Here is a 22,292-nt window from a genome sequence, read left to right on the forward strand (position 1 = left end):
TTTCCCTGGCCTTTCGTCCGTCATGTGGCAAGCAGCCATCCGCTGGCGAGCACAGTAGATGACCAAAGCAGGCACGTCACCGGTGCACGCAGACCTTCAAGCCGATCACGTCGGTAAGCACTACGGCGGCCAGCTCGCCGTCAAGGACTTGTCCCTGACGGTCGAGCGCGGCAGCTTTTTTTCCATCCTCGGCCCATCGGGCTGCGGAAAAACCACCCTGCTGCGCATGATTGCCGGTTTCCTGGCGCCCGACACAGGCCAGATCCACATCGGCGGCAAGCCCATGAATGGCGTGCCACCCAACCAGCGGCCGGTCAACATGGTGTTTCAGCACCTGGCCCTGTTTCCCATGATGTCGGTGGGTGAAAACGTCGGCTACGGCCTGGCGCGGCGCGGCTTGTCCCGTGCCGACATTGCCAAAAAGGTGGGCGCCATGCTGGAGCGTGTGAGCCTTCCGGGCATGCAGGACAAACGCGTCGACCAGCTCTCCGGCGGGCAACGGCAACGCGTGGCGATTGCCCGCAGCCTGGTGCTGGAACCCACCTTGCTGCTGCTGGATGAACCGCTGGGTGCGCTGGACCTCAAACTGCGCGAGCACATGAAGGTCGAGCTCAAGCAGCTGCAGGCGGACTTCGGCACCACCTTTGTCTACATCACGCACGACCAGTCGGAAGCGCTGGTGTTGTCCGACCATGTCGCGGTGATGAACGCCGGCAGTTTCGAGCAGCTGGGGACACCCCAGCAGCTTTATTACCAGCCCCAAACGCCTTTTGTGGCGGGCTTTGTGGGTGCCAACAACAAAATTGCGGGCCGAGCCACGCAGGTGGATGCGGGACCGGAGGGCCTTGTGACCTTCGTGTCCGGGCAGGGCCTGACAATGCGCGCCCGCGCCGTGGGCACTATTGGCACCGGCCAGGCGATTGAAGCCTTTGTGCGCCCTGAGGCCGTCAGCCTGGCGCGCGACGCCGGCGAGCTGCCGGCAAGTCACCCAACGCATGCGGGCCAGGTTGAAAGTCTGCTGTTTGACGGCGCCAACTCGGCCGTGCTGCTGAGCGAGGCGACCACCCGCACCGGGTTCCGCATTGCGCTGCCGCAAACCGGCCGTTTTGCCGACCTGCACATCGGGGAAACCGTGGCCTTCAGCTTTGACCCGCAGCAGGCCGTCTGTTTTGCGGCGGCGAGCGCCTGAGATTCATGCAAACCGCGGTTGCCGCCCCGGGAATTGGCACAACACCGGCCTCAACGCAGGCCCGGCTTATCCTTTTCCTGTTGCTGGCGCCTGCGCTGATCTGGCTGGTGGGCCTGATTGTGCTGCCGCACATCGATCTGGCGGTGCTGTCGCTGCGCGAGCGCATCGCGCCGCGGCAGTACACGCCCAGCATCGCCCAGTACCGCACCTTCATTGAAGAACCGCTGTACTGGCACACCTTTGTGCGGACAGCCGTCATGTCCATCCTGGCCACACTGATCACGCTGCTGCTGGCCTTTCCGGTGGCCTGGACCATTGCCAAGCTGGTGCGCGGCCGCGCCAAGTCCTTGCTGCTGGTGCTGTGCCTGATCCCCTTCTGGGTCAGCGAAACCGTGCGCACCTTGGGGTGGATGATCCTGCTGCGCGAGTCCGGCGTGCTGCCCGCCCTGCTGGTGCAGCTCGGCCTCACGGCAACCCCAGTGGAAATGCTTTACCGGGACGCCACCATCCTGGTGGGCCTGGTGTACACCTCCATGCTGTTCATGGTGGTGCCGCTGATCAGCGCCCTGGAAAGCCTGGACGACACCCTGATTGAAGCGGCCTACGATCTGGGAGGCACCGGCCCCTCCATCCTGCGCCAAATCGTGATTCCGCACGCGGCGCCCGGAATTCTGGCCGGCTGCATCGTGGTCTTCATGCTGACCCTGGGCAACTACCTCACGCCCACCTTGCTGGGCGGCAAAAACTCGCTATGGTTTACCGAGCAGATTTACACCCAGTTCATTACCCGTTTCAACTGGGAACAGGGTGCGGCCTTCGGCTTTTTGCTGCTGGGGTTGTCCACCGCCATCGTCTGGCTGGGCCTGAAGCTCACGGGCCAGAAATTCGGTGAAGTGATGAGGAAGACATGACACACCCCCAGGCTTGCTCACTTCGTGTAGCCTCCTCCCCCCTTGCAGGGGGCAACAGCTGCGGCCCGGCAAAGCCGGTTCCGCGCTGTGACATGACACACCCCCGTTGCGGACTCACTTCGTGTAGCCGCCTCCCCCCTTGCAGGGGGCGACACCTGCGGCCCGGCAAAGCCGGTTCCGCGATGTCACTTGCCTGTGACGGCGTGCGCCTGCATGGCGGGTCCGCGTCGCGAAGGAGGACCATCGAATGATCGCCTCCCTGCCCCGCCCAGCCTGGCTGCGCGCCGGCACGGTGGTGTATGCCCTGGCCTTTTTCGCCTTCCTGTTCCTGCCGCTGGCGGTGGTGGCGGTTTTCGCCTTCAACGACGCGCCCTATCCCGCCCCACCCTGGCGCAGCTTCACGCTGGACTGGTTTTTTGGCAGCAAGGCCGGCCGCACCGGGCTGTTTTCGGACGGGCCGCTGCTGGCCAGCCTCTGGACCAGCGTGGTGGTGGCGAGCTGGGTCACGCTGCTGGCGGTTCTGGTGGGTACCACCAACGCCTTTTTGATTGAGCGCAGCCGGTTTCCGGGCAAGCAGGCCCTGTCTTTGCTGATGCTGGCCCCGCTGGTGATTCCGGGCGTGATTCTGGGCATCTCGATACTGGCCTTTGCCAGCCGGATGGCGCAATTTGCAGACGACATGTGGGGCCTTGAGCTTGATTTTCTGCGCCCCGGCCTGCCGCTGGTGGTGCTCGGCCAGTTTTCGTACATCGTGTCCATTGCCACCCTCATCATCACGGCGCGCCTCAAACGCTTCGACATCACCCTGGAAGAAGCTGCCTACAACCTCGGCGCCTCGCGCGCAGCGGTTTTTGCCACCATCACGCTGCCGGCGCTCAAACCGGCCCTGGTGGGCGCCGCGGCCATTTCGTTTTTGATGTCTTTTGAGAACTTCAACACCACGCTGATGCTGGTGGGTTCGGACGCGCCGCTCACCGTCATGATGTATGGGCGCATGCGCGAAGGCGCTACCCCGGTCCTGAACGCCGTCAGCCTGTTTCTGATGCTCGCCTCTGCCGCGCTGGCACTCACGTTGCTGCGCAAGCCTGCCATCGGCGGGCCAGCCTGAAACACCTGGCGGCCGGCTGCGCCAATCCTGCCCAATCCTGCCTGATGGGGCGGGAGTCAACAAGCCCGTAAAACCGCCTGTTACAGCGGCCCCGTGCGAATACCCAAATACGTGCATGAACGCAAAAATCGTGATACGGTGCAGTTCTTGAACCCGCAGTTTTGAACGCATTAATCGTTTAAACATTTACCCCACAGGTGAACGGATGCGAAGGCCTGCCCTCTACAGTAGCTCCAGCCACGACCGCCGCGGCAACGACACGCCGGAGGCACCCGAGGCCGACCCGCCTGCGCAAACGCAAACGCAGCTGCAACCAAAAGTACAAGCACAACCACAATCAGCGGCAGTTCACCCTTCACTTTTTGCACGGCTGGCCGCGCGCTTTCCGGCCTACCACCTCTACCTGCTCTGGGCTGTCATTGCCTTGCTGGCCCTGTTGCTGGCTGTCAGTCTTTCCCTGTCACTGCAGCCGGCGGGCCGAAAGCTGACCCAGCACGACATCAATGCCGCCGTCCTCAAGACACTGGAGACGACTACCCTGCCCTCGGCCGCCGCCCGGGCCTATCAGATCATCAGCCCGTCAGTGGTGCGCGTCGTGGGCCTGGGCGTGGGCAAGGAAAAAGATGCCAAGGACGCCAAAAATGCCAAGGATGGCAAGGAAGGCAAGGACGACGGTGAGCGCAGCGTGGGCACCGGCGTGGTCATCGTGAACAAGGGCATCATTCTGACCAACCTGCACGTGGTGCAGGGGGCAGAGAGCATCAAGGTCACGTTCGCCGACGGCCTGGAGTCCAACGCCTCGATTGTCGGCATACAGCTGGAAAACGATCTGGCGGTATTGCAGGCAGACAAAATTCCCGACGACATGATTGCCGCCACCATGCGCTCCACGGCCGACCTCGCCCCGGGCGATGAGGTGCTGGCGGTGGGCTATCCGTTTGGCATCGGCCCTTCCGCTTCGGCCGGTGTCATTTCGGGGCTCAAGCGCACATTCCGCTCGCCCGAGGGCAAGCAGCAAATGACCAACCTCATCCAGTTCGACGCGGCCGCCAACCCCGGCAATTCGGGCGGGCCGCTGGTCACCATGGACGGCGAGGTCATTGGCATCGTGACCGCCATCTACAACCCCAACCAGCAACGGACGTTTGTCGGCATCGGTTTTGCCGTGCCGATTGAAAACGCCGCCTCGGCTGCCGGCATGCCCCCATTTTGAAAGACCCGCATGGAATCGCACACCCCTGATCATTTGCCCGTGAGTCACCTGCCTGTGAGCCATGAGACCGCGCAGCTGATGGAGAAAATCCTCTACGAAGTCAAGCGCGTGGTGGTCGGGCAGGACCGTTTTCTCGAACGCGTGATGGTCGCCATCCTGGCACAGGGCCATCTGCTGGTGGAGGGGGTTCCCGGCCTGGCCAAGACCCTCACCGTGAAAACGCTGGCCAGCACCGTGCGCGGCAACTTCAAGCGCATCCAGTTCACGCCCGACCTGGTGCCGGCCGACCTGGTAGGCACGCGCATCTACAACCAGAAAACCGGCGAATTCAGCACTTCGCTCGGCCCGGTCTTCACCAACCTGCTGCTCGCCGACGAGATCAACCGGGCGCCGGCCAAGGTACAAAGCGCGCTGCTCGAGGTCATGCAGGAGCGGCAAGTCACGATTGCAGGCATCACGCACAAGGTGCCCGAGCCCTTCCTGGTGATGGCGACGCAAAACCCGATTGAAACCGAAGGCACCTACCCGCTGCCCGAAGCGCAGGTAGACCGCTTCATGATGAAGGTGCTGGTCGACTACCCCAGCGACGAGGAAGAATTTGTCATTGTCCAGCGCGTCACCGGCCCTGCGGTTGCCGTCTCGGCCGTGGCCACTACCGAGCAGCTGGCGGCCCTGCAGAACGAATGCCGGCACGTGTATGTCGACCCCTCCCTGGTGCAGTATGCGGTGCGGCTGGTTTCGGCCACGCGCAACCCGACCCGGCACGGGCTCAAGGACCTGGCACGCTTCATCACCTTTGGCGCCAGCCCGCGCGCCACCATCAACCTGACCGAGGGCGCCCGGGCGCTGGCCATGCTGCGTGGCCGCAGCTACGCCTTGCCGGAAGACATGACCGACCTGGTTCCGGATGTGCTGCGCCATCGCCTGGTGCTGTCTTACGAAGCCCTGTCTGAAGGACTTTCGGCCGACACGGTGGTCAGCAAGATCATGCTCAAAATCCCGGCTCCCGCCAGGCCGCTTGCACATGAACAACTCGCCGCTTAGAGGGAGCCCCCACGCTCCGCCGCTACGCGGGTCGCTGCCCCCCGGGGGGGCTGCTGCGCCTGCGGCCCGGCAAAGCCGGTTCCGCGGCCCCGGCTTGCATAAAGTCCCCTCGGCGCTGCGGCCGTCAGGAGCATGCCCATGAGCAGGCCTTCATCCGACGCAGAGCAGTTGCTCAGACGCCTCGAGTGGACCGTGTTGCGCCGCCTCGACGGGCTGCTGCAGGGCGACTACCGCACCCTGCTGCGCGGCACCGGCATGGACCTGGCGGACCTGCGCGAATACCAGCACCACGACGACGTGCGTCACATTGACTGGAACGTAACGGCACGCCTGCAGCAGCCCCATGTACGCGTCTTCACCGAAGACCGCGAAATGAGCGCCTGGTTTTTGCTCGACCTGAGCCCCTCGATGGACTTTGGCTCCGGCGAGTTGCGCAAGCGCCAGGTGTTGACAGAATTCGTGGCGGTGCTGGCACGCATGCTGACGCGCCATGGCAACCGCGTCGGCGCCATGCTCTACGGCTCCGGCGTCGACGCCGTGATTCCGGCGCGCGGCGGCCGCCACCATGTGCTGCGCATGCTGCACACCCTGCATGCGCGCCCTGAAACGGCCAGCGCCGGCCCCACGCGTCTGAACGAATTACTGGAGTCCGCCGGCAACCTGGTGCGCCGGCGCTCCACCCTGTTCGTGGTGTCCGATTTCATCAGCGAGCCGGGCTGGGAAAAACCCCTGGGCCAACTCGCCCAGCGTCACGAAGTGGTGGCCGTGCGTCTGCTCGATCCGCTGGAGCTGGAATTACCCGATCTCGGGCTGATCCCGATCCGCGATGCGGAGACCGGCGAACAACTGCTGGTCGACACCCACGATCCGGGTTTTCGCAAGCGCTTTGCCCGCATTGCGGCGCAGCGCGAAGCCGAGTTGCGGCAGGCCCTGGCACGCGCCGGTGTCGACACGCTGGAGCTCGCTACCGATGACGACCTGGTGGATGCCATCATGCGTTTTGCCGATTTGCGCAAACGCCGCAGCCGGCTGTCCGGTGGCCATGCCGCCGGCCTGCATCCGGCAGGAAACAAGCTGCCCTCCCACCTGCGGCAAGCCGCCTGACATACCTATCGGCCCAGGATACCGCCCAAGGATTTTTCATGTTTTTTCTCTGGCCCCAATTTCTCTGGCTGCTGCTGGCCGTACCGCTGCTCGTGCTGCTGTACCTCTGGCTGCTGCGCCGCAAGAAAAAACTGGCGGTGCGCTACGCATCGCTGGCCATCATCAAGGAGGCCATGGGACCAGGGCAAAGCATTCGCCGTCATATTCCGCCCATTCTGTTTCTGCTGGCCATGGCGTTGATGCTGCTCGCCACGGCGCGCCCCATGGCCGTGATCACACTGCCATCGAACCAGCAGACCATCATGCTGGCGATGGACGTTTCCGGCAGCATGCGTGCCACCGACGTGCAGCCCAGCCGCCTCGTGGCTGCGCAAACGGCTGCCAAGGCCTTCCTTGCCGACCTGCCGCGCACGGTGAAGGTCGGCATCGTCGCGTTTGCCGGCTCTGCCCAGGTCGCGCAGATTCCAACGGTGAACCGCGAAGATTTGGTTTCCGCGATCGACCGCTTCCAGCTGCAGCGCGGCACCGCCATCGGCAACGGCATCGTCATGTCGCTCGCCACGCTCTTTCCGGATGCCGGCATCGACCTGCAGTCCATGCAAACGGGGCGCGAGCGCCAGCGCGGCTTTGCCATTGACCAGGAGAAAAAGGAAACGAAGGAGTTCACGCCGGTGGCACCGGGCTCCTACAACTCGGCCGCGATCATCCTGCTGACAGACGGCCAGCGCACCACCGGCGTCGATTCGCTCGATGCCGCCAAGCTGGCAGCCGACCGCGGTGTGCGCGTGTACACCGTCGGCATCGGTACGGTGGACGGTGAAACGATAGGTTTTGAAGGTTGGTCCATGCGCGTCAGGCTCGATGAGGAAACCCTCAAGGGCATCGCACGCGCCACGCAGGCCGAGTACTTTTATGCGGGCACGGCGGCTGACCTGAAAAAAGTCTATGAGACCCTGAGCTCCCGCCTGACAGTGGAAAAAAAGGAAACTGAAATCTCCGCGCTGCTGGCACTGGGAGCCGCGGTGCTGGCGCTGCTCTCCGCCGGGTTGTCACTGCTGTGGTTTAACCGGATTCTCTAAGGCGGCCTCTTCGCGGATTCGCGGGTGCGCTCACGCCGCGAGGGTCAATCCAAGACCCCTTACCGTTTCACATTGCACTCGCGCCGCAGCAAGGCCAGGGCATCTTCCAGCGCAAACACCGAGTCGCTTTGCAGCAGGTGCTGTGCTTCGTCCACAAAGTCCGCCCACAGCCGGCCATAGTCGTCCTGGTATTGCACGGGCGCGTTATCCAGAATGTATTGATGAGCCAGGTCCGGGTTAAAACCCAGGCCGGGCCCTGCTTTTTGAATCTTGCGAACCAGGGCCGCAGCGGCTTTTTCGGTCAGAAGCGTTTTGGGAGTAGCACCGGCCGCCACGCACAAAAACAGCGTGAGCAGCGAGCCGTCATCGCTGTTCCCCGCAGTGGCCTTGTCCCAGGCTTTGGAGACGGAGCGGTCATGGTGGTCGATTTCGCTCGCCAGGTCTTCCACCCAGAAATACCGTCCAAACAGCGGTGGCGTCTGGTGATCGCTGTCCTTGGCAAACAGCGCCCTGGGCGGCTGGGAGCTATCCAGTATCCGGGGTAAATCAGCCACGACGGATTGCCGCACGGCCTCCACCACCGCCCTGAATTCCTCGGGCAAGTCCCTGGGAAGGGTGACAGACAAGGCTGAAGGCCCGGCGCCGGCCTTCTTCGCGGGTGCTGCAGCGGCGGTTTTGGCAGATCCGTATTTCTTGCGCAGCGCCGCCACCATTTTTTCAAACGCCACCCAATCGCGCAACTCGGCACGCCCGGTGGACAGCACCAGGAGTGCCGTGCGAATCACCGCTTCCGCATGGGTATGTGCCTCTTCCAGCTCGGTGACATCCAGGCCCAGCTGGTCGGCCAGCCAGATGGCAGCGTCTTTCTGCAGCTTGATGGGGCCGCGCATGGCGAGTTCGGCCTGGTAGTCGTCCAGGCTTTTGAGCGTCCACGCCGCAAACACAGGGGACGGCACCTGGCTGTCAGCGCCGTCGCTGCCCGGATCCGTGTCAAAGCTGCTGCTCTCGGGCAGGGCCAGCATGGCCTTCAGCATGTCCGAGCCGCCCTTGGAGCGGGACAGGAACGAATGATCACGCAGCGACTCGGCGGCTTGCCGCAGGTCGCCGCCACTGGTGCTTTCAAGGTAGAGGCTCACCAGATTGACGATGCGGTCCCTGGCTTTTTCAAGCTCCGGGCGCAAAAACTCGCTGCCAAAGTGACGCGCAATCTGCACCATGCCTTTGGGAGCATCCTCGCAGATGGCGTCGAGTTTTTGCTGGTTGATGATGCCGTGCTGCACGCCAAACTGCAGTGCTTTTTCGAAAAACGGGCGCGCATCGTGGAGCGCGACCGACGAGCCGGACAAGGGTGAAGATGATGGTGAGGCTGAGGGCTGCACTGGCGTCGTGGAAAGAGGGGCTTTCAGGCTCATATCTCGTTAAATCGCCGATTCGTTAAATCGCCGATTCCTCATCAGAATCGCGCGCAGCCGGCGTGGCCTTGCCCCGATCGGTATCACCCGTCTCGACTTTGCCATCGTCCTCTTCGGCGTCTTCTTCCTCAGCGCTCAGGTCATGGGCCCGCGCCTTGGCGCGCAGCACAGTCAGCATCTCGATGAAAAGGTCCGGGCACTCATGGCGCAAAAGCCAGGCGAGTTCCATCCAGTCGTGGTCTGAAATTTCGTCCTTTTCAACGCGTGGCTTCGCATAGGCCGAGGCCTGCAAGGCGGCCTTGGACAACAGCTCGCCCGTGTCATCCACGGCATCAAAGGTGCCGGTGCGGGCAAAGGCCTCGACGCGGCTCCACTTTTCAGTGAAATAGTCGGCCAGCGCTTCGCTACCGCCTTCCAGGTCGCCGATCGCGTTCAAAAATTCCAGCGGGTCCGCGTCTTCCCTGAAAAGCACCGAGTTGACCATGCCGCGCAGGTGGGTGCGGGTCAGGTCTTTATATTGCTTTTCAATCACCACCGCGCGCGCGAACTGCTCGGGCGTGACCAGCAGGTTGATCACCGACTCCTTCGAGTTGTCGTATTCGCGGATGACCGCCAGGATGTCTTTGGGCGGCAGCAAATCCAGCACCACCATCAGCGCGGCATCGCCTTCGGTGTCGGCCAGTTCGACCAGTGCGGACTCGGCGCCCACGATGTCGCCGGCGGCAATCAGGGTCTGTGTCTTGGCAATCAGGGCAAGGTGGTTCATAAAGGCTTCACTTCCAATCTCATCTATCGGTCGTCCATCAATCTTTGCGGTCAAAGCCCTGCTCGACCAGCCAGTCGGCGCCGGCTTCCTGCCGGGTTTTCTCGTCGTCTGCTCCATCGCCGTATTCATCCGCATCAAAGCCTTCGCGATTGTCGCCATCCTCGTCGGCGTCTGCATCATCGTCTTCGGATTCGTCACCCTCGCCTTGCGCGGCAGACGCAGCAGTGGGCTGGCCCGCCATGAATTCCAGCCCGGCAGCCACCGCCAAAAACCACTCGCCGCCGGGGTGTTTCAACACCACCTCGGCCAGGTCCTGGGCCCACGGGGTCAACTCCACAGCGTCAGCCAGGCCGCTCCACTCCGGGAAATCCTCCGCCTCAAGGCCGAGCAGGTGATCCATCGCCCCCGGCAGCTTGAAGTGAAAACCGCGATGGAATATCACCGCCACCATCTCGGGGCTCAACTCCATCATGTGGACCAGAAAATCGATCTCCTTGCGTTTATCGGCCAGGCGCTGGCCCAGCACATCGCGCCCTTCGGAGTCAAAGGTCAGGTCATCGATTTCGGACTGGTAGGCCGAGCGCAACTCAAGAAAAAACGGGGTGATCGTCATGTCACGGGGTCCTTCGTGTCATGCACGTATCAAAGCAAAGGGTTGAAATAATTTTTCCATATCTCGCGCGCCGTCTCGACCGGGCTGTCGAGCAGGTTGCGACGCCGATTGTCGTCATAGGCTTGCCGTTTGTCCGCATCGGACAGCACCTCGTAAGCCTCCTGCACCGCCCGAAAGCGCGCCCCCGCATCAGCGGCGGCGTTTTTGTCCGGATGCAGGAAAGACGCTTTCTGGCGAAAGGCTTTCTTGACATCGGCCAGCGTCGCAGCGCTGTTGAGTCCAAGGGTGGTGTAGTGATCGGTCATATGAGCGCAAGCGTTTCGGTGGAACCAAAAGCTGTTGGCTCATACGAAATGCGGAGGATTTTGGTGTACCCGGGATATCGCCAGCAAACGCGCGGCCCCTAGATTATGCCCGGCCAGCTTATTCCCGGCTTGGCAGCTAGTACTCACATCCACGCCGGCAGTTGCCCCTCCACCAGCCGGAGAGGTCGCCCGCAGCGCGCCGCCAGGGTCTCATCATGCGCCACCATCGCAAACGCCGTGCCGATGGGGTAAAACGGAATAAGCCTGTTACTTTTCCAGAACTAGTCTATTTAGAGGAGGCGCCTTCACGGCTTGCTCCCTAGAATTCAGCTGCGGGCTTAGTGCTTTTTATTTAACTGGCGTGAGGTTGCAATGTGCGGAAAATCTTTTCCTGACAAAGACTTAACCCATTTCGAGACCGCCACGTTATACGGCAACGGCTGTTTTATATCGCAGACCCTGCGGTATACATTACGTTAGGCGTCACGACAGCCACCCCTACCCTTCGGAGGAAACATGCCAAACACCTACGACCTTGCCGGCAAGTACGCGATCGTCACCGGAGCAGCAAAGGGAATCGGACGTGCGATTGCCGATCTCCTCTTGGTCAATGGCTGCGATGTCATGATCTGGGACGCCAGTCCTTCAAACGTGGCGGGTACAGATTCGGTTCAGGTCGACATCACGCAGCCCGCTCAGATCGCAGCTGCGGTCGACCAACTCCCCGCCGATCGGCGCGTCGACATCTTTGTGAACGCTGCGGGCTACCTCGGCAGAACGACCACCTTCGTCGAACACGCCCCGATGGACTGGCGACGAATACTGGATGTGAACCTCCTGGGAACGATGCAGGTTACCCAAGCGGTCCTGCCGATCATGATCCGCCAGGGTGGTGGAAGGATCATCAACCTTGGATCGCTCGCCGGGAAGGAGGGCTTGGCGGGCATCACGGCCTACTCTGCCGCCAGTGCCGGAGTCATCTCCTTCACCAAGGCTCTGAGCCGGGAAGTCGCCCAATACAATGTCTTCGTGAACTGCGTGGCGCCCGGGCCAATCGACACGGACATGATCCAAGACCTCGGATCGGAGGTCGTCAATCGCTGGATCCGCGACAGCCCGCTTGGCCGCCTGGGAGAAGCCGGTGAGGTCGCGCACCTGGTCGCCTGGCTGTGCACGGAGGCCAGCAGATTCAATACCGGCGCCATCTTCGACATGTCGGGTGGCCGTGCGCGGTACTGAACCGCGGTGACGCCTAACCCCTCAGTCAACCGGACACTCCACGGCATGCCAGCGCTGGGCCTCATTTCATTCTGGCCCAGCGCTGTCATTCCGTTCCGTGCCGGTTACCTCGAACGTTGGATATCATGAAGAAGGCGGAGTTTCAGCTCGTGCTCCAATTTCCGTGCAACTCGATGGAGGAGTTTGATGCGGTGGTTGGGCTAGAAGAAACGTTGATGGCAGAATTGTCGGGCGGAATTGCAGACCTCGATGGTCATGATTCGGGGTCGGGGGAAGCCAATATCTTCATCCTCACTTCCGAGCCGCACGAGACGTTCGAGCGTGCTCATGCTGTCGTTAGCAGGGTTTCGCATCTCGCGTCGGTATTGCGAGCTGCGTACCGGAGACTGGACGCCGAGGAGTACTCGGTCCTGTGGCCGCCGGGTGAAACGAGATTTGTGGGCGCATGAGAGCATGCCATCCAACAATGCGCCGCAGCCGACGTGCGAAGACGCTCGCGGCTGAGCGCGGACGTTAGGCGTCACAAGCATGATCCTCAACCCGCGCTCCTCTGCGAAGTCCAATGGCGATCCCAGTCATTTCGAACCGAAACTCGCCGTTCACCCTGAAAGGAAGAAAGATGATCTCTATCCATTCGTTCGTCAGCGCTGTTGTGTTTGCCGCCGCGATTTCAAGTTTTCCTGCTCAGGCCACTGAGCAAGTGACCGTCCTTGTGAAGGTCTTTCCGAGCGCGGGCCGAGAGGATGAGCTACAGGCACGGTACTTGAAGCAAGTTGAGTACCTTCGCAAGGCCGAACCAACCTCCGTATTCCGGCTGCATCGCAGCGGTAAGACTCCGACAACCTTCCTCTGGTACGAAGTCTATGACTCGCCAGCCGCATACGACAATCATCTCAAGGTTGTCATGCCGAGCTTTCGAAAGGAGTTTGGCCCAACGCCGGAAGGCCTCATCGCCAAACCATCCGAATCGGAAGCCTACGTTGAACTTGCGAAGTGACGCCTAACCCCTCCTATATGGACTCCCCCTCAACAGCAAGAAGCGGGCTTCGCCCACCTGCGTCTGCCGCTCATGTCGAACGTTGGATCTCATGAAGAAGGCGGAATTTCAGCTCGTGCTCCAATTTCCGTGCAACTCGATGGAGGAGTTTGATGCGGTGGTTGGGCTGGAAGAGACGTTGATGGCAGAATTGTCGGGCGGAATTACAGACGTCGATGGTCATGATTCGGGGTCGGGGGAAGCCAATATCTTCATCCTCACTTCCCAGCCGCACGAGACGTTCGAGCGTGCTCATGCTGTCGTTGGCAGGGTTTCGCGTCTCGCGTCAGTATTGCGAGCTGCGTACCGGAGACTGGACGCCGAGGAGTACTCGGTCCTGTGGCCACCGGGTGACACGAGATTTGTGGCCACATGAGAGCATGCCATCCAACAATGCGCCGCAGCCGACGTGCGAAGACGCACGCGGCTGAGCGCGGACGTTAGGCCTCACAACATACGCCTCGGCGCGATTCACGGAACTGAATCACTTCTCATACGCAGATTGGCGAGGTACGCTTCCAGTCGGGACCTCGCCGGACAACCAGGAGAAATTCAATGTCAACTCGCATCGCATTGCTTCCGTCCATTGTCTTCGCGCTGCTGCTGGCCGGCTGCGCAGCCCCAGGAGTGTCACGAGACCAAGGAAGTGAACTCATCGGCGCCTGGATCGTCACGTCCAGCAGAACATCAGGCGTGGGAAAGAATCTACTGACCTTCTCTTCGGACGGCACGTTCTTCAGAAGTGGCGATACCCACCCAAACCTGAGTGGAGGGCATGGAGCATGGAGGCGTACGTCGGACGGCGAGTTTGAAGCAACGTACATCGCATTCCGCTTTGACGAGAGTCGAAAATGGGTTGGCAGTACGAAGACGCGTCTGCGCATTAGGCCGGGCCCTGGACCGAATGAGTTCAGCGGTACAGCTCGCGCGGTGAATCGTGATCTCGGTGACAACGAACTTGGCGGCGGTGAGTCTCGCTTGCAGGGGAAGCGCATCGAAGTCGAGCCCATGTAAACCGCTGTCTTAGTGCGGTCTACCCCTTCCTTCAAGCGGACCCGCCTACGGCGGTCCGCTTAAGTCAAACGTTGGATGTCATGAAGAAGGCGGAGTTTCAGCTCGTGCTCCAGTTTCCGGCAGTCCGCTCTATTTTCCCGTCCACCAATCGAAAGGAATACACGTGAACTCAAACCTCAAACTCCTAGGAGCAGCGCTCGCAGCCGTTGCCATCTGTGCTGTTGGCGTCGAGAGTGTTCAAGCCCAAAGTAAACCCCCTGGCTACTTGGTCATTGAGTTCCAGGTCACCGATCCGGTTGGATGGAAGAGCTATGTCGATGCCGCTCGCGCCCTACCAACCACTGGCACCTTCGTCGTACGGGCCACCAAAGGCGTTCCCCTCGCCGGGGAACCCCCGAAGACCATCACGCTCATCAAGTTCCCAAGCGTCGATGAAGCGTTGGCATTCGACGCATCCCCGGCCTACGTGGCGCTCAAAGTAGGTCGCGACAAGTCGTCGAACTGGCGTTCCTACGTGGTTGAAGGCCTTCCAAACTAACGACAACTGACGCCCAACTCTTCCATCGAGCGTCGAACGTTGGGCGTCAGGAGCATCATTGACGGTGTGCACGCCGAAAGGGGTCAGGTCATGTCGAACGCGATTGCAGAGGTCACCACCGAGGTCTTGAAAGCCTTTGCCGATGCGTGGAACCGTCACGATGTCGATGCCCTCATGTCGTTCATGAGCGATGACTGTGTCTTTGAATCCTCAGCAGGCCCGGATATCTGCGGCACCCGGTACGCGGGCCATGAGGCAGTGCGGGCCGCCTTCGCTGAAGTCTGGACGACCTTCCCCGATGCCCACTGGAGCAACGCGCGCCATTTTGTCTATGGCGACAGGGGAGTCTCCGAGTGGACGTTCACGGGGGCGCGGGCGGACGGCACTCGCGTTGAAGTCCATGGTTGTGATCTGTTCACCTTTCGAGACGGCAAGATCGCGCTGAAGAACTCCTACCGCAAGAACCGTCCGCCTCCCGGTAGCCCGAAGCGCTGAGTCCACTCGTGCGCCTGAGCCCATGACGCCCAACCCCTCCACCGAGCGGACGTCCTCCGGCAAGCTTCGTTTGCCCCCCCGCCGCTGGAGTTCATCGTCCGACGCGCCTATGAAGATGAGGTCGAACAGGTCACTCAACACGGACGCCCAAGGGTACCCCTCGGGTTGGCGAGTGGGTGCGGCGGGGCTCTTCAACCCCACTCCGACAACCGTCCCGACACCAGCCCAAAGCGCCGCCCGCACCGCGCCGCCAGGGTCTCATCACGCGTAACCAGCACGACACCGTGCCGACGGGATAAAACGGAATAAGCCTGTTGCTTTTCCAGCAACTAGTCTATTTAGAGGAGGCGTCTTCGCGGCTTGCTCCCTAAAATTCAACTGCGGGGTTTAGTGCTTTTTATTTAACTGGCGTAAGGCTGCAATGTGCTGAAAGTCATTTCCCGACAATCACGTAGCTCATTTCGAGACCGCCACCTTATGCCGCAGCGGCCGTTGCGTACCGCAGACCCCGGGCATACATTACGCATTGCGTTGTGCGCCTTGACGCGTGACACATTGCTCTTATCGTTGTGACCACCTTGTTCGCGATCCTCACCGGGTAGCAAATGACAGACAAGAACGTAGCGGACACCAACTCCAACGCCGTCAACGTGCCGGGCGCCGCCGCCCCTGTCGGCGCACCTCCCAGGGACCTGTTTACCGGCGGCGGCGAAATGGGCGCGATCATGCGCGCGACGGACTGGTCCAAGACGAAGCTCGGCCCGGTCGAAGCCTGGCCGAACAGTCTCAGAACCATGCTGGGCGTCGTACTGGGCAGCCGGTTTCCCATGCTGCTCTGGTGGGGCCCCGATCTCCTGCACCTCTACAACGACGCATACCGCCCCATCCTGAGGGACAAGCACCCCGCCTCACTCGCCGCTCCGGCCGCGGAGATATGGGCCGAGATCTGGGACGTTGCCGGGCCCATGGCGAGGGGCGTCCTGGAAGGAGGCCCGGCGACATGGACGGAGGACCTTCAGCTGTTCATTCACAGCGGGGCCATGGCCGAGGAAACGTACTTCACGTTTTCGTACAGCCCCGTCCCGGGAGATGACGGGCGCGTCGGCGGCCTGCTCAACACGGTGCAGGAAACAACAGCGAAGGTACAGGGCGAACGCCAGATCCGGATGCTGCACGAATTGTCCGCGCGGGCGGCCGAAGCAAAATCCGAGAACGAAGCGTACCGAATTGCCGCGGAGGTTTTGTCGGCCTACGAGCTGGACCTTCCGTTTGTGCTGTTCTATGTGCTGAACGAGAAGGCTGTCGATACCCAACTCGTCGCCGTGAGCGGCTGGAAGGCGTATGAAGGCCGCGCCAGGCCCGCGTATGTGCCGGTCAAGGCGGGGGCAAGTACAGCTTCCTGGCCCTTTGCGGAAGTCATTCAAACCGCGCAGGAGCTCGTCGTCGACGACCTCTCATCGCGCTTCGGGCCCCTGCCGGCGGGTCGCTGGAACGCACGGCCCGAACGAGCGATCGTCCTGCCGCTTTCGCGGACAGGCCAGTCCGAGCCTTTTGCGTTTCTCGTTGCCGGCATCAGCCCGCACCGTGCGCTGGACGACCGGTATCAAAGGTTCTTTCGGGCTACCGCGGATCAGGTGGCGACCGTCATCGCCAATGCCCGCGCCTACGAGGCAGAAAAAACGCGGGCCGAGGCCCTGACCGAGACCGATCGGGCCAAGACCGCCTTCTTCAGCAACGTCAGCCACGAGTTCAGGACACCCCTCACGCTGCTGCTCGGCCCGCTGGAGACGCTGCTTGCCGAGCGCGAGCTCGGTGCCGAGTCGCGGGAGCGGCTGCTCCAGATGCAGCGCAACGCATTGCGCCTGCTGCGCCTGGTGAATACGCTGCTCGACTTCTCGCGCATGGAGGCCGGGCGGCATTCGGCGCGGTTCGCACCGACCGACCTCGCGCGCTACACCGCGGATCTGGCGAGCGCGTTTCGCTCGGCAATGGAAAAGGCCGGGCTCTCCTTTGCGGTGGAATGCACGCCGTTGCCGGCGCCCATCTACGTCGACCGCGACATGTGGGAGAAGATCGTCATGAATCTCCTCTCCAATGCGCTCAAGTTCACTTTCGAGGGCGGTGTGAGCCTGCGCCTTGTTGCAGCCAATGGCGGCGCGCACCTGACGGTGAAGGACACGGGCTCGGGCATCCCCAAGAGCGAACTGTCGAAGCTCTTTCAGCGGTTCCACCGGGTGGAGGGTGCGCGCGCTCGCTCGCACGAAGGCACGGGCATCGGGCTTGCGCTGGTCCATGAGCTCGTCAAGCTGCACGGCGGCGAGATCCGCGTCGCGAGCGACGAAGGCCAGGGCGCGGAATTCACGATCGCGCTGCGCGGCGGGCGCAGCCACCTGCCGCCGGAGCACGTCGTGGCCGAGTCCCCGGACGCCGCATCGGTGGCGAGAAGCGCATCGACCTACCTCGACGAGGCACTGCAATGGCTGCCTTACGGGTCGCAGCCGATTGCCGCCGCTTCGGCAAAGAGCGGTGCTCGCGTGCTCATCGCCGACGACAACAGCGACCTGCGAACCTTTATTTCGGGCCTGCTTTCGCCGCATTACGACGTGCAGGTGGTGGCCGACGGCCGTGAAGCGCTCGCCGCCATTCAGCAGAGAAAACCGGACCTCGTGCTGAGCGACGTGATGATGCCGAACCTCGACGGCCTGGGGCTGGTGCGCGCACTGCGCGAGGATCCCGCAACGTGCACGCTGCCGGTGATTCTGCTGTCGGCGCGCGCGGGCCAGGAAGCCTCGCTCGAAGGCCTTTCCGCCGGCGCCGATGACTACCTCGCCAAGCCGTTCACGTCCCAGGAACTGCTCGCGCGGGTGCGCACCCACCTCACCATGGCGCGCGCGCGCGACGAGCTGAACACGGAGCTCATGCGCGCCAACGAGGAGCTGGAAGCGTTCAGCTATTCCGTGTCCCATGACTTGCGGGTGCCGCTGCGTGCAATCAACGGATACACGCACCTGCTCGAGGAGGGCTACGCGATGCAGCTCGACGACAAAGGACGGCGGTTTCTTCGCGTGGCGCGCGAGGAAGCCGACCGGATGGGGCAACTGATCGACGACCTGCTCAATCTCTCGCGGATCACGAGCGCACAGCTCAGCCGGGACCCGGTCGATCTCTCCGCCCTTGCCCGGGGCGCCGGTGAAGAGCTGCAGCGCAAGGCACCCGATCGGCGGATCAGCCTGCTGATCCAGGAAGGCCTCGTCGCCGAGGTGGATCGCCAGCTATTGCGCATTTTGTTCGACAACCTTCTCGGCAACGCGTGGAAATTCACGGTCAAGACCGGTGAACCGAGGATCGCATTCGGAACGGAACAGCGCGACGGCAGCGAGGTATTTGTGGTGCGCGACAACGGAGCCGGCTTTGACATGGCCTACGCCAGCAAGCTGTTTCGGCCCTTTCAGCGACTCCACACCGAGAGCGAATTCCCTGGAACAGGGATCGGGCTCGCGACCGTTCGCCGGATCGTCGAGCGCCACGGAGGCCGCGTGTGGGCAGAGGGCGCGCCAGGGCACGGCGCAGCCGTCTTCTTCACCCTCCCGCCCGCGGCAATGGAAGGCCGGAGGTGATTCGCAATCGATCAATCGATATCGCCCGCTTGGGATCCATTCTGTTGAATAGCCCGGATCCAAAAAACGCACAAAACGACCGGTGCCGTCGCTGCCGTGATTCGTTGACAGGTTCGGCGGCGAAGATGGGGGGCTAGCCCCTCGCGGCACCTCAAGTGACCGTGAAAATCCTGATCATGGACTTGCCTTGGGCAATACCGCAGGCCAAGTCAATACCTTGGCTTGTGCAGGAGCCGCCGGCACCAGCTGGTGCACGACCTGCCCGGCAAACACCTTCTCGCGCAAATCCTTGAGTACATCCTGCGCACCACCAAATGGAGTGAACACATCGATCAACCAGATCTGATCACCTGAGACCCAGTCAGCGGCAGTGAGCTGATGGGGAGCCGCTTTGTAGCGTTGCACCACCGCATCGCTGAGTCGCGCCCACGAGGCAAACGCCACGGGTGCATCGTCCTTCAGGTAAAGCTTTGCCTGGTCGAGAATCAACGCCGGCATGACACGCCATTCCAGTTCGCTGAGCAGCGTGTGCCGGCTGGTGGCCTGTTGCATCATCAGCCACGTTACGGGACCCAATAGTGGAATCTTCGCAAGCACCTTGTGCGCCTGCTTTTTGGCAAGCTCAGCCAGCGCTGCCAGTTCCTCCGGAGCCATAGGGCTGGCCTCTCTTGAGCCGACAGAAAGCTGCGTGGAAGGTGGCGATGTCTTCATCATGGCTTTTCTGTTTCCAATAGATTGTTAATGGCTTGCAAATCCGTCTCGCCCAGCGTTGCATTCGAAGCCTTCAAACGCAGGCCCTGCATCAGGGTCTCGGCACGCGCCTTGTGCCAGTCGCGCTGGGTGGCATAAAGCTGCTGCTCGGCGTTCAGCACATCGATATTGATACGCGTGCCGATGCGGTAGCCGACCTTGTTGGCATCGAGTGAACTCTTGCTGGAGGAAATGGCGGATTCCAGCGCCTCGACCTGCGCCGCGCCGTTTACGACACCAGAGAATGCCTGGCGCGCTTGCGTGATCGCCTGCCGGCGAGCTGCCTCCAGTTCCTCCCCTGCTCTGTCCTTCAAGGCAATGGCTTCGCGCACGCGTGCCTGCACCCCACCACCAGCATAAAGCGGAATGCTCAGATTCAGACCGACTTGACCAGAGCGCGTGCGGGTCGCAATATCTGCCGGCGAGGAAATACTACCCGAGGCGAAGTTAGTGCCGTAACCGGCCGTCAAGTCGAGGGTGGGCGAATGAGCCGCCCGGTTTTTGGTGATTTCCCGATCCGCCACGTCCAGAGCTGTCAGAGCGATGCGCACCTGCAGGGACTGCTCGCGGGCGCTGTCGACCCAGGATTGGACAGTCGCGGGCTGTAAACCCGGCAATCGGCCGTTGTCATGCAAGCGTGCCAGACGCGCGTCCGAGTCTCCCAGGATACGTGCAAGCTCAGCGCGCTTGTTCTCCATGTCGCTGGCTGCCGCGACCGCTTGCGCGCGTGACAGGTCGAGCCGGGCCTTAGCCTCGTGGACATCAGTCACTGTCGCCGTGCCTACTTCGAAGTTACGGCGCGCCAAACCCAATTGCTGCTCGACGGCGCCGATCTGCAGACGCGCCACGAGTTCGGCCTCCTGCGCCACCAGCACGTCCAGATAGGCCTGTGCCGTTCGCAGGATCAACTCCTGTTCGATTTGCCGAAACTGTGCCTCGGCCAGCAGCTCCTGTTGTTCGGCTTGGCTCAGGGCCACCCAGCTGGCCGCGCGCCACAGCGGCTGTGTCAGTTGCAGATTCCAGTTCCGGCTGCGCACGTTGCGGTCTACATAAGCGGCCTCACTGAAAGCAGCCTGCCCTGATTGCCGGCTGGTGGTGCCGACCAGATTCGCGACGGGCAGCAGACCGGCACGCGCCTGGGGCACCCGCTCACGCGCCGCCTGCAGCGCATGGACTGCCCCGCGGTAGGCTGGGTCGCGCTCCTGCGCCTTGCGGTAAACATCCAGCAAGCTGTCAGCCAGGGCGCCAAACGACACCAGGAGCAAAGGTGCCCCGACCATGGCCATGGGTATCAGCCCAGGCCGCATACGAGACCCCAAAATGCCGCGCTCGGCCCGCGTTCTTACTCCTTCCCCCGCTGGAGGAAGGATGGGATGGGGGCCTGCGGCGCAAGATTTGCTAACCTTGATTGAAAAAAATTCAGCCGCAGAGAGCCCCCATCCCGACCTTCCCCCGGAAGGAGCAAGATCGGCCCAATGCGCTGGGCGCAACAACATGCGCGAAAGCACTTTATCTTTCACGCAAGGCCTCTTGCTTATAGCGCAGCATGGGCGCGATGAAGTATTCGATCATGCGGCGTTCGCCCGTGCGGATATCCGAGGTCACACTCATGCCGGCCGTGACGGCCCCGTGCAAACCGTTCACAACATTCGGTGTCTCAACCGTATTCAACTTGATGCGCACCGGGTATACAGGTCCGAGCTTGGAATCGGTCACTGCATCAGTGCCGACCCACTGCACCGTGCCTTCGATATATCCAAAGCGGGTGAAATCAAAGGTTTCCACCTTGTTGATGACGCGCTGGCCGACCTTGACATGGCCGATGTCGCGGTTCATGACTTGGGCATCGATTTCCAGGACCGCGTCATGGGGCACGATGGTCATCAGTGCCTGCGCCTGGGTAACCACACCGCCAACCGTAGTGACTGCCAGTTGCTGCACCACGCCGTCAATCGGGCTGCGCAGCGTTTGCAAGTCGCGGCGCTGGGTGGCCTTGACCAGTTCCTGGCGCGCTGCATCATGTTTGCGGATGGCGTCCACCAGTTCAGCACTGGCCCGGGCACGAAACTCGGCCTGCGCCTGTTTGCGCTGCTGGACAGAAGCATGAAGGCTCGCCGCCGATTCGTTGAGCCGCTTGCCCATGACGGAGAGGTCTTTTTCCATGGCCAGCAGTTCTAGCCGGGTTTCGATCAGGCCCGTTTGCGCTATATGGCCCGTGGTGGCCAGCTCTTCGCGCATCTCGTGTTTCTTGCGCACCAGCGGCAGGCTGTTGTGCAACTGGGCGATATTGGCCGAGATGGCCTCATGATCGGCTGTACGCCGCGCAATGTCGGCGTCCAGCGCCGCTACACGGGAATCCTGCTCGCTGCGCCGGCTGGCCAGCACGGCCTGTTGATTGGCAACCATGGCGACCGGCAAATCGCGCGCTTCCGCCCAGGCATCCTTGCCCGATAGCAAGGCATTGAGCCGCGCCACGTCCGCCTGGGTTTCCCAAAATTCACGCTGCAGCCGGTCACGATCGGCCAGGGTAGCGGTGGCGTCGAGCTCCAGGAGCAGGTCGCCGGCTTTGACGGACTGGCCATCCCTGATTGCAATGACCTTGACCACCCCAGCCTCCAGCGGCTGGATGACCTTGCTCTTGCCCAAGGCACCGACGCGCCCCTGGGCCGTGACCACAATATCCATCGACGCGAGGCTGGCGTAGGCCAGCGTTGCGGCAGCCATCGCACAGATGGCCAGGGTGACCATGCGTGCCACTCTGGCGGGTGGTTGTTGCCGCATTGCAATGGCTGCTGTGCTGAACATGGCATGCTCAGCCGGGTTGCTGATGTCTTTCATATAAACCTCAAAAGGAGAGAC

At 62.1% G+C, this 22,292-nt stretch carries 22 protein-coding genes; 15 read left to right on the forward strand and 7 right to left on the reverse strand.

Annotation, left to right across the window (positions count from 1 at the left end; all coding sequences use genetic code 11):
- Positions 1-58 precede the first annotated feature (58 nt).
- The 7 genes from AC1DS5_RS10915 to AC1DS5_RS10945 all read left to right on the forward strand — a co-directional run bounded on the left by AC1DS5_RS10915 (position 59) and on the right by AC1DS5_RS10945 (position 7,648).
- Entirely contained in the window at positions 59-1,189 is a 1,131-nt protein-coding gene (locus AC1DS5_RS10915) for an ABC transporter ATP-binding protein (protein WP_477718275.1), read from the forward strand.
- A gap of 5 nt (positions 1,190-1,194) precedes the next feature.
- Positions 1,195-2,100 (forward strand): ABC transporter permease, encoded by a 906-nt coding sequence (locus AC1DS5_RS10920; RefSeq protein ID WP_477718276.1) that lies wholly within the window; start codon positions 1,195-1,197, stop codon positions 2,098-2,100.
- 247 nt (positions 2,101-2,347) lie between these two features.
- Positions 2,348-3,208 carry an ABC transporter permease gene (locus AC1DS5_RS10925; RefSeq protein WP_477718277.1) on the forward strand — a complete coding sequence of 287 codons (861 nt, stop codon included), beginning with the start codon at positions 2,348-2,350 and terminating at the stop codon, positions 3,206-3,208.
- 205 nt (positions 3,209-3,413) lie between these two features.
- Complete coding sequence (locus AC1DS5_RS10930) at positions 3,414-4,421, forward strand: S1C family serine protease (protein ID WP_477718278.1); 1,008 nt, start codon at positions 3,414-3,416, stop codon at positions 4,419-4,421.
- A gap of 9 nt (positions 4,422-4,430) precedes the next feature.
- A complete protein-coding gene (locus AC1DS5_RS10935) occupies positions 4,431-5,465 on the forward strand; it encodes an AAA family ATPase (protein WP_477718279.1) in 1,035 nt (344 codons plus the stop codon).
- Positions 5,466-5,603: 138 nt separating this feature from the next.
- Positions 5,604-6,569: a DUF58 domain-containing protein gene (locus AC1DS5_RS10940; protein WP_477718280.1), complete on the forward strand. Its 966-nt coding sequence runs from the start codon at positions 5,604-5,606 to the stop codon at positions 6,567-6,569.
- Between the two features lie 38 nt (positions 6,570-6,607).
- Entirely contained in the window at positions 6,608-7,648 is a 1,041-nt protein-coding gene (locus AC1DS5_RS10945) for a VWA domain-containing protein (RefSeq protein ID WP_477718281.1), read from the forward strand.
- Positions 7,649-7,707: 59 nt separating this feature from the next.
- On the opposite strand, the gene AC1DS5_RS10950 is transcribed toward AC1DS5_RS10945, so the two are convergent.
- Genes AC1DS5_RS10950 through AC1DS5_RS10965 form a run of 4 tightly spaced genes read right to left on the reverse strand, consistent with a single transcriptional unit; the run spans position 7,708 to position 10,744 of the window.
- Positions 7,708-9,060, reverse strand: coding sequence for a hypothetical protein (locus tag AC1DS5_RS10950; protein WP_477718282.1), 1,353 nt, complete (start codon positions 9,058-9,060; stop codon positions 7,708-7,710).
- 22 nt (positions 9,061-9,082) lie between these two features.
- The gene (locus tag AC1DS5_RS10955) at positions 9,083-9,826 is read right to left on the reverse strand and encodes a hypothetical protein (protein ID WP_477718283.1); all 744 of its coding nucleotides are present in this window, start codon (positions 9,824-9,826) and stop codon (positions 9,083-9,085) included.
- 37 nt (positions 9,827-9,863) lie between these two features.
- Positions 9,864-10,439, reverse strand: coding sequence for a hypothetical protein (locus AC1DS5_RS10960; protein ID WP_477718284.1), 576 nt, complete (start codon positions 10,437-10,439; stop codon positions 9,864-9,866).
- Between the two features lie 29 nt (positions 10,440-10,468).
- Complete coding sequence (locus AC1DS5_RS10965; RefSeq protein ID WP_477718285.1) at positions 10,469-10,744, reverse strand: DnaJ domain-containing protein; 276 nt, start codon at positions 10,742-10,744, stop codon at positions 10,469-10,471.
- 516 nt (positions 10,745-11,260) lie between these two features.
- Between AC1DS5_RS10965 and AC1DS5_RS10970 the strand changes: the two genes are divergently transcribed.
- The 8 genes from AC1DS5_RS10970 (at position 11,261) to AC1DS5_RS11005 (ending at position 18,683) form a co-directional block, all read left to right on the forward strand.
- Positions 11,261-11,983, forward strand: coding sequence for an SDR family NAD(P)-dependent oxidoreductase (locus tag AC1DS5_RS10970; RefSeq protein WP_477718286.1), 723 nt, complete (start codon positions 11,261-11,263; stop codon positions 11,981-11,983).
- A 125-nt stretch (positions 11,984-12,108) separates the two neighbouring features.
- Positions 12,109-12,432, forward strand: coding sequence for a hypothetical protein (locus AC1DS5_RS10975; RefSeq protein WP_477718287.1), 324 nt, complete (start codon positions 12,109-12,111; stop codon positions 12,430-12,432).
- Positions 12,433-12,545: 113 nt separating this feature from the next.
- Positions 12,546-12,980 carry a putative quinol monooxygenase gene (locus tag AC1DS5_RS10980; protein WP_477718288.1) on the forward strand — a complete coding sequence of 145 codons (435 nt, stop codon included), beginning with the start codon at positions 12,546-12,548 and terminating at the stop codon, positions 12,978-12,980.
- Positions 12,981-13,071: 91 nt separating this feature from the next.
- Positions 13,072-13,395 (forward strand): hypothetical protein, encoded by a 324-nt coding sequence (locus tag AC1DS5_RS10985; protein WP_477718289.1) that lies wholly within the window; start codon positions 13,072-13,074, stop codon positions 13,393-13,395.
- A gap of 179 nt (positions 13,396-13,574) precedes the next feature.
- Positions 13,575-14,033: a hypothetical protein gene (locus AC1DS5_RS10990; protein WP_477718290.1), complete on the forward strand. Its 459-nt coding sequence runs from the start codon at positions 13,575-13,577 to the stop codon at positions 14,031-14,033.
- A gap of 163 nt (positions 14,034-14,196) precedes the next feature.
- Positions 14,197-14,571 (forward strand): DUF1330 domain-containing protein, encoded by a 375-nt coding sequence (locus tag AC1DS5_RS10995; protein WP_477718291.1) that lies wholly within the window; start codon positions 14,197-14,199, stop codon positions 14,569-14,571.
- 90 nt (positions 14,572-14,661) lie between these two features.
- Positions 14,662-15,066, forward strand: a complete 405-nt coding sequence (locus tag AC1DS5_RS11000) for a nuclear transport factor 2 family protein (protein ID WP_477718292.1) — start codon at positions 14,662-14,664, stop codon at positions 15,064-15,066.
- A gap of 605 nt (positions 15,067-15,671) precedes the next feature.
- Positions 15,672-18,683, forward strand: a complete 3,012-nt coding sequence (locus tag AC1DS5_RS11005) for an ATP-binding protein (RefSeq protein ID WP_477718293.1) — start codon at positions 15,672-15,674, stop codon at positions 18,681-18,683.
- 174 nt (positions 18,684-18,857) lie between these two features.
- On the opposite strand, the gene AC1DS5_RS11010 is transcribed toward AC1DS5_RS11005, so the two are convergent.
- The 3 genes from AC1DS5_RS11010 to AC1DS5_RS11020 form a co-directional block, all read right to left on the reverse strand.
- Positions 18,858-19,397 carry a toxin-activating lysine-acyltransferase gene (locus tag AC1DS5_RS11010; protein WP_477718294.1) on the reverse strand — a complete coding sequence of 180 codons (540 nt, stop codon included), beginning with the start codon at positions 19,395-19,397 and terminating at the stop codon, positions 18,858-18,860.
- Positions 19,394-20,719, reverse strand: coding sequence for a TolC family outer membrane protein (locus tag AC1DS5_RS11015; protein ID WP_477718295.1), 1,326 nt, complete (start codon positions 20,717-20,719; stop codon positions 19,394-19,396). The genes AC1DS5_RS11010 and AC1DS5_RS11015 overlap by 4 nt, the downstream gene beginning before the upstream one ends.
- 223 nt (positions 20,720-20,942) lie before the next feature.
- Positions 20,943-22,271: an HlyD family type I secretion periplasmic adaptor subunit gene (locus tag AC1DS5_RS11020; RefSeq protein WP_477718296.1), complete on the reverse strand. Its 1,329-nt coding sequence runs from the start codon at positions 22,269-22,271 to the stop codon at positions 20,943-20,945.
- Between the last annotated feature and the right edge of the window lie 21 nt (positions 22,272-22,292).

The organism is Polaromonas sp. P4_H1, assembly GCF_056400945.1.

What these genes read in the sequence shown, in the direction of transcription:
- AC1DS5_RS11000 (WP_477718292.1), top strand. Translation starts at nt 14,662, where the DNA reads ATGTCGAACGCGATTGCAGAGGTCACCACCGAGGTCTTGAAAGCCTTT.
- AC1DS5_RS10960 (WP_477718284.1), bottom strand. Translation starts at nt 10,439, where the DNA reads ATGACGATCACCCCGTTTTTTCTTGAGTTGCGCTCGGCCTACCAGTCC.
- AC1DS5_RS10955 (WP_477718283.1), bottom strand. Translation starts at nt 9,826, where the DNA reads ATGAACCACCTTGCCCTGATTGCCAAGACACAGACCCTGATTGCCGCC.
- AC1DS5_RS10935 (WP_477718279.1), top strand. Translation starts at nt 4,431, where the DNA reads ATGGAATCGCACACCCCTGATCATTTGCCCGTGAGTCACCTGCCTGTG.
- AC1DS5_RS10965 (WP_477718285.1), bottom strand. Translation starts at nt 10,744, where the DNA reads ATGACCGATCACTACACCACCCTTGGACTCAACAGCGCTGCGACGCTG.
- AC1DS5_RS10945 (WP_477718281.1), top strand. Translation starts at nt 6,608, where the DNA reads ATGTTTTTTCTCTGGCCCCAATTTCTCTGGCTGCTGCTGGCCGTACCG.
- AC1DS5_RS11020 (WP_477718296.1), bottom strand. Translation starts at nt 22,271, where the DNA reads ATGAAAGACATCAGCAACCCGGCTGAGCATGCCATGTTCAGCACAGCA.
- AC1DS5_RS10925 (WP_477718277.1), top strand. Translation starts at nt 2,348, where the DNA reads ATGATCGCCTCCCTGCCCCGCCCAGCCTGGCTGCGCGCCGGCACGGTG.
- AC1DS5_RS10970 (WP_477718286.1), top strand. Translation starts at nt 11,261, where the DNA reads ATGCCAAACACCTACGACCTTGCCGGCAAGTACGCGATCGTCACCGGA.
- AC1DS5_RS11015 (WP_477718295.1), bottom strand. Translation starts at nt 20,719, where the DNA reads ATGGCCATGGTCGGGGCACCTTTGCTCCTGGTGTCGTTTGGCGCCCTG.
- AC1DS5_RS10975 (WP_477718287.1), top strand. Translation starts at nt 12,109, where the DNA reads ATGAAGAAGGCGGAGTTTCAGCTCGTGCTCCAATTTCCGTGCAACTCG.
- AC1DS5_RS10950 (WP_477718282.1), bottom strand. Translation starts at nt 9,060, where the DNA reads ATGAGCCTGAAAGCCCCTCTTTCCACGACGCCAGTGCAGCCCTCAGCC.
- AC1DS5_RS11005 (WP_477718293.1), top strand. Translation starts at nt 15,672, where the DNA reads ATGACAGACAAGAACGTAGCGGACACCAACTCCAACGCCGTCAACGTG.
- AC1DS5_RS10930 (WP_477718278.1), top strand. Translation starts at nt 3,414, where the DNA reads ATGCGAAGGCCTGCCCTCTACAGTAGCTCCAGCCACGACCGCCGCGGC.
- AC1DS5_RS10985 (WP_477718289.1), top strand. Translation starts at nt 13,072, where the DNA reads ATGAAGAAGGCGGAATTTCAGCTCGTGCTCCAATTTCCGTGCAACTCG.
- AC1DS5_RS10920 (WP_477718276.1), top strand. Translation starts at nt 1,195, where the DNA reads ATGCAAACCGCGGTTGCCGCCCCGGGAATTGGCACAACACCGGCCTCA.
- AC1DS5_RS10915 (WP_477718275.1), top strand. Translation starts at nt 59, where the DNA reads ATGACCAAAGCAGGCACGTCACCGGTGCACGCAGACCTTCAAGCCGAT.
- AC1DS5_RS10990 (WP_477718290.1), top strand. Translation starts at nt 13,575, where the DNA reads ATGTCAACTCGCATCGCATTGCTTCCGTCCATTGTCTTCGCGCTGCTG.
- AC1DS5_RS11010 (WP_477718294.1), bottom strand. Translation starts at nt 19,397, where the DNA reads ATGATGAAGACATCGCCACCTTCCACGCAGCTTTCTGTCGGCTCAAGA.
- AC1DS5_RS10980 (WP_477718288.1), top strand. Translation starts at nt 12,546, where the DNA reads ATGGCGATCCCAGTCATTTCGAACCGAAACTCGCCGTTCACCCTGAAA.
- AC1DS5_RS10940 (WP_477718280.1), top strand. Translation starts at nt 5,604, where the DNA reads ATGAGCAGGCCTTCATCCGACGCAGAGCAGTTGCTCAGACGCCTCGAG.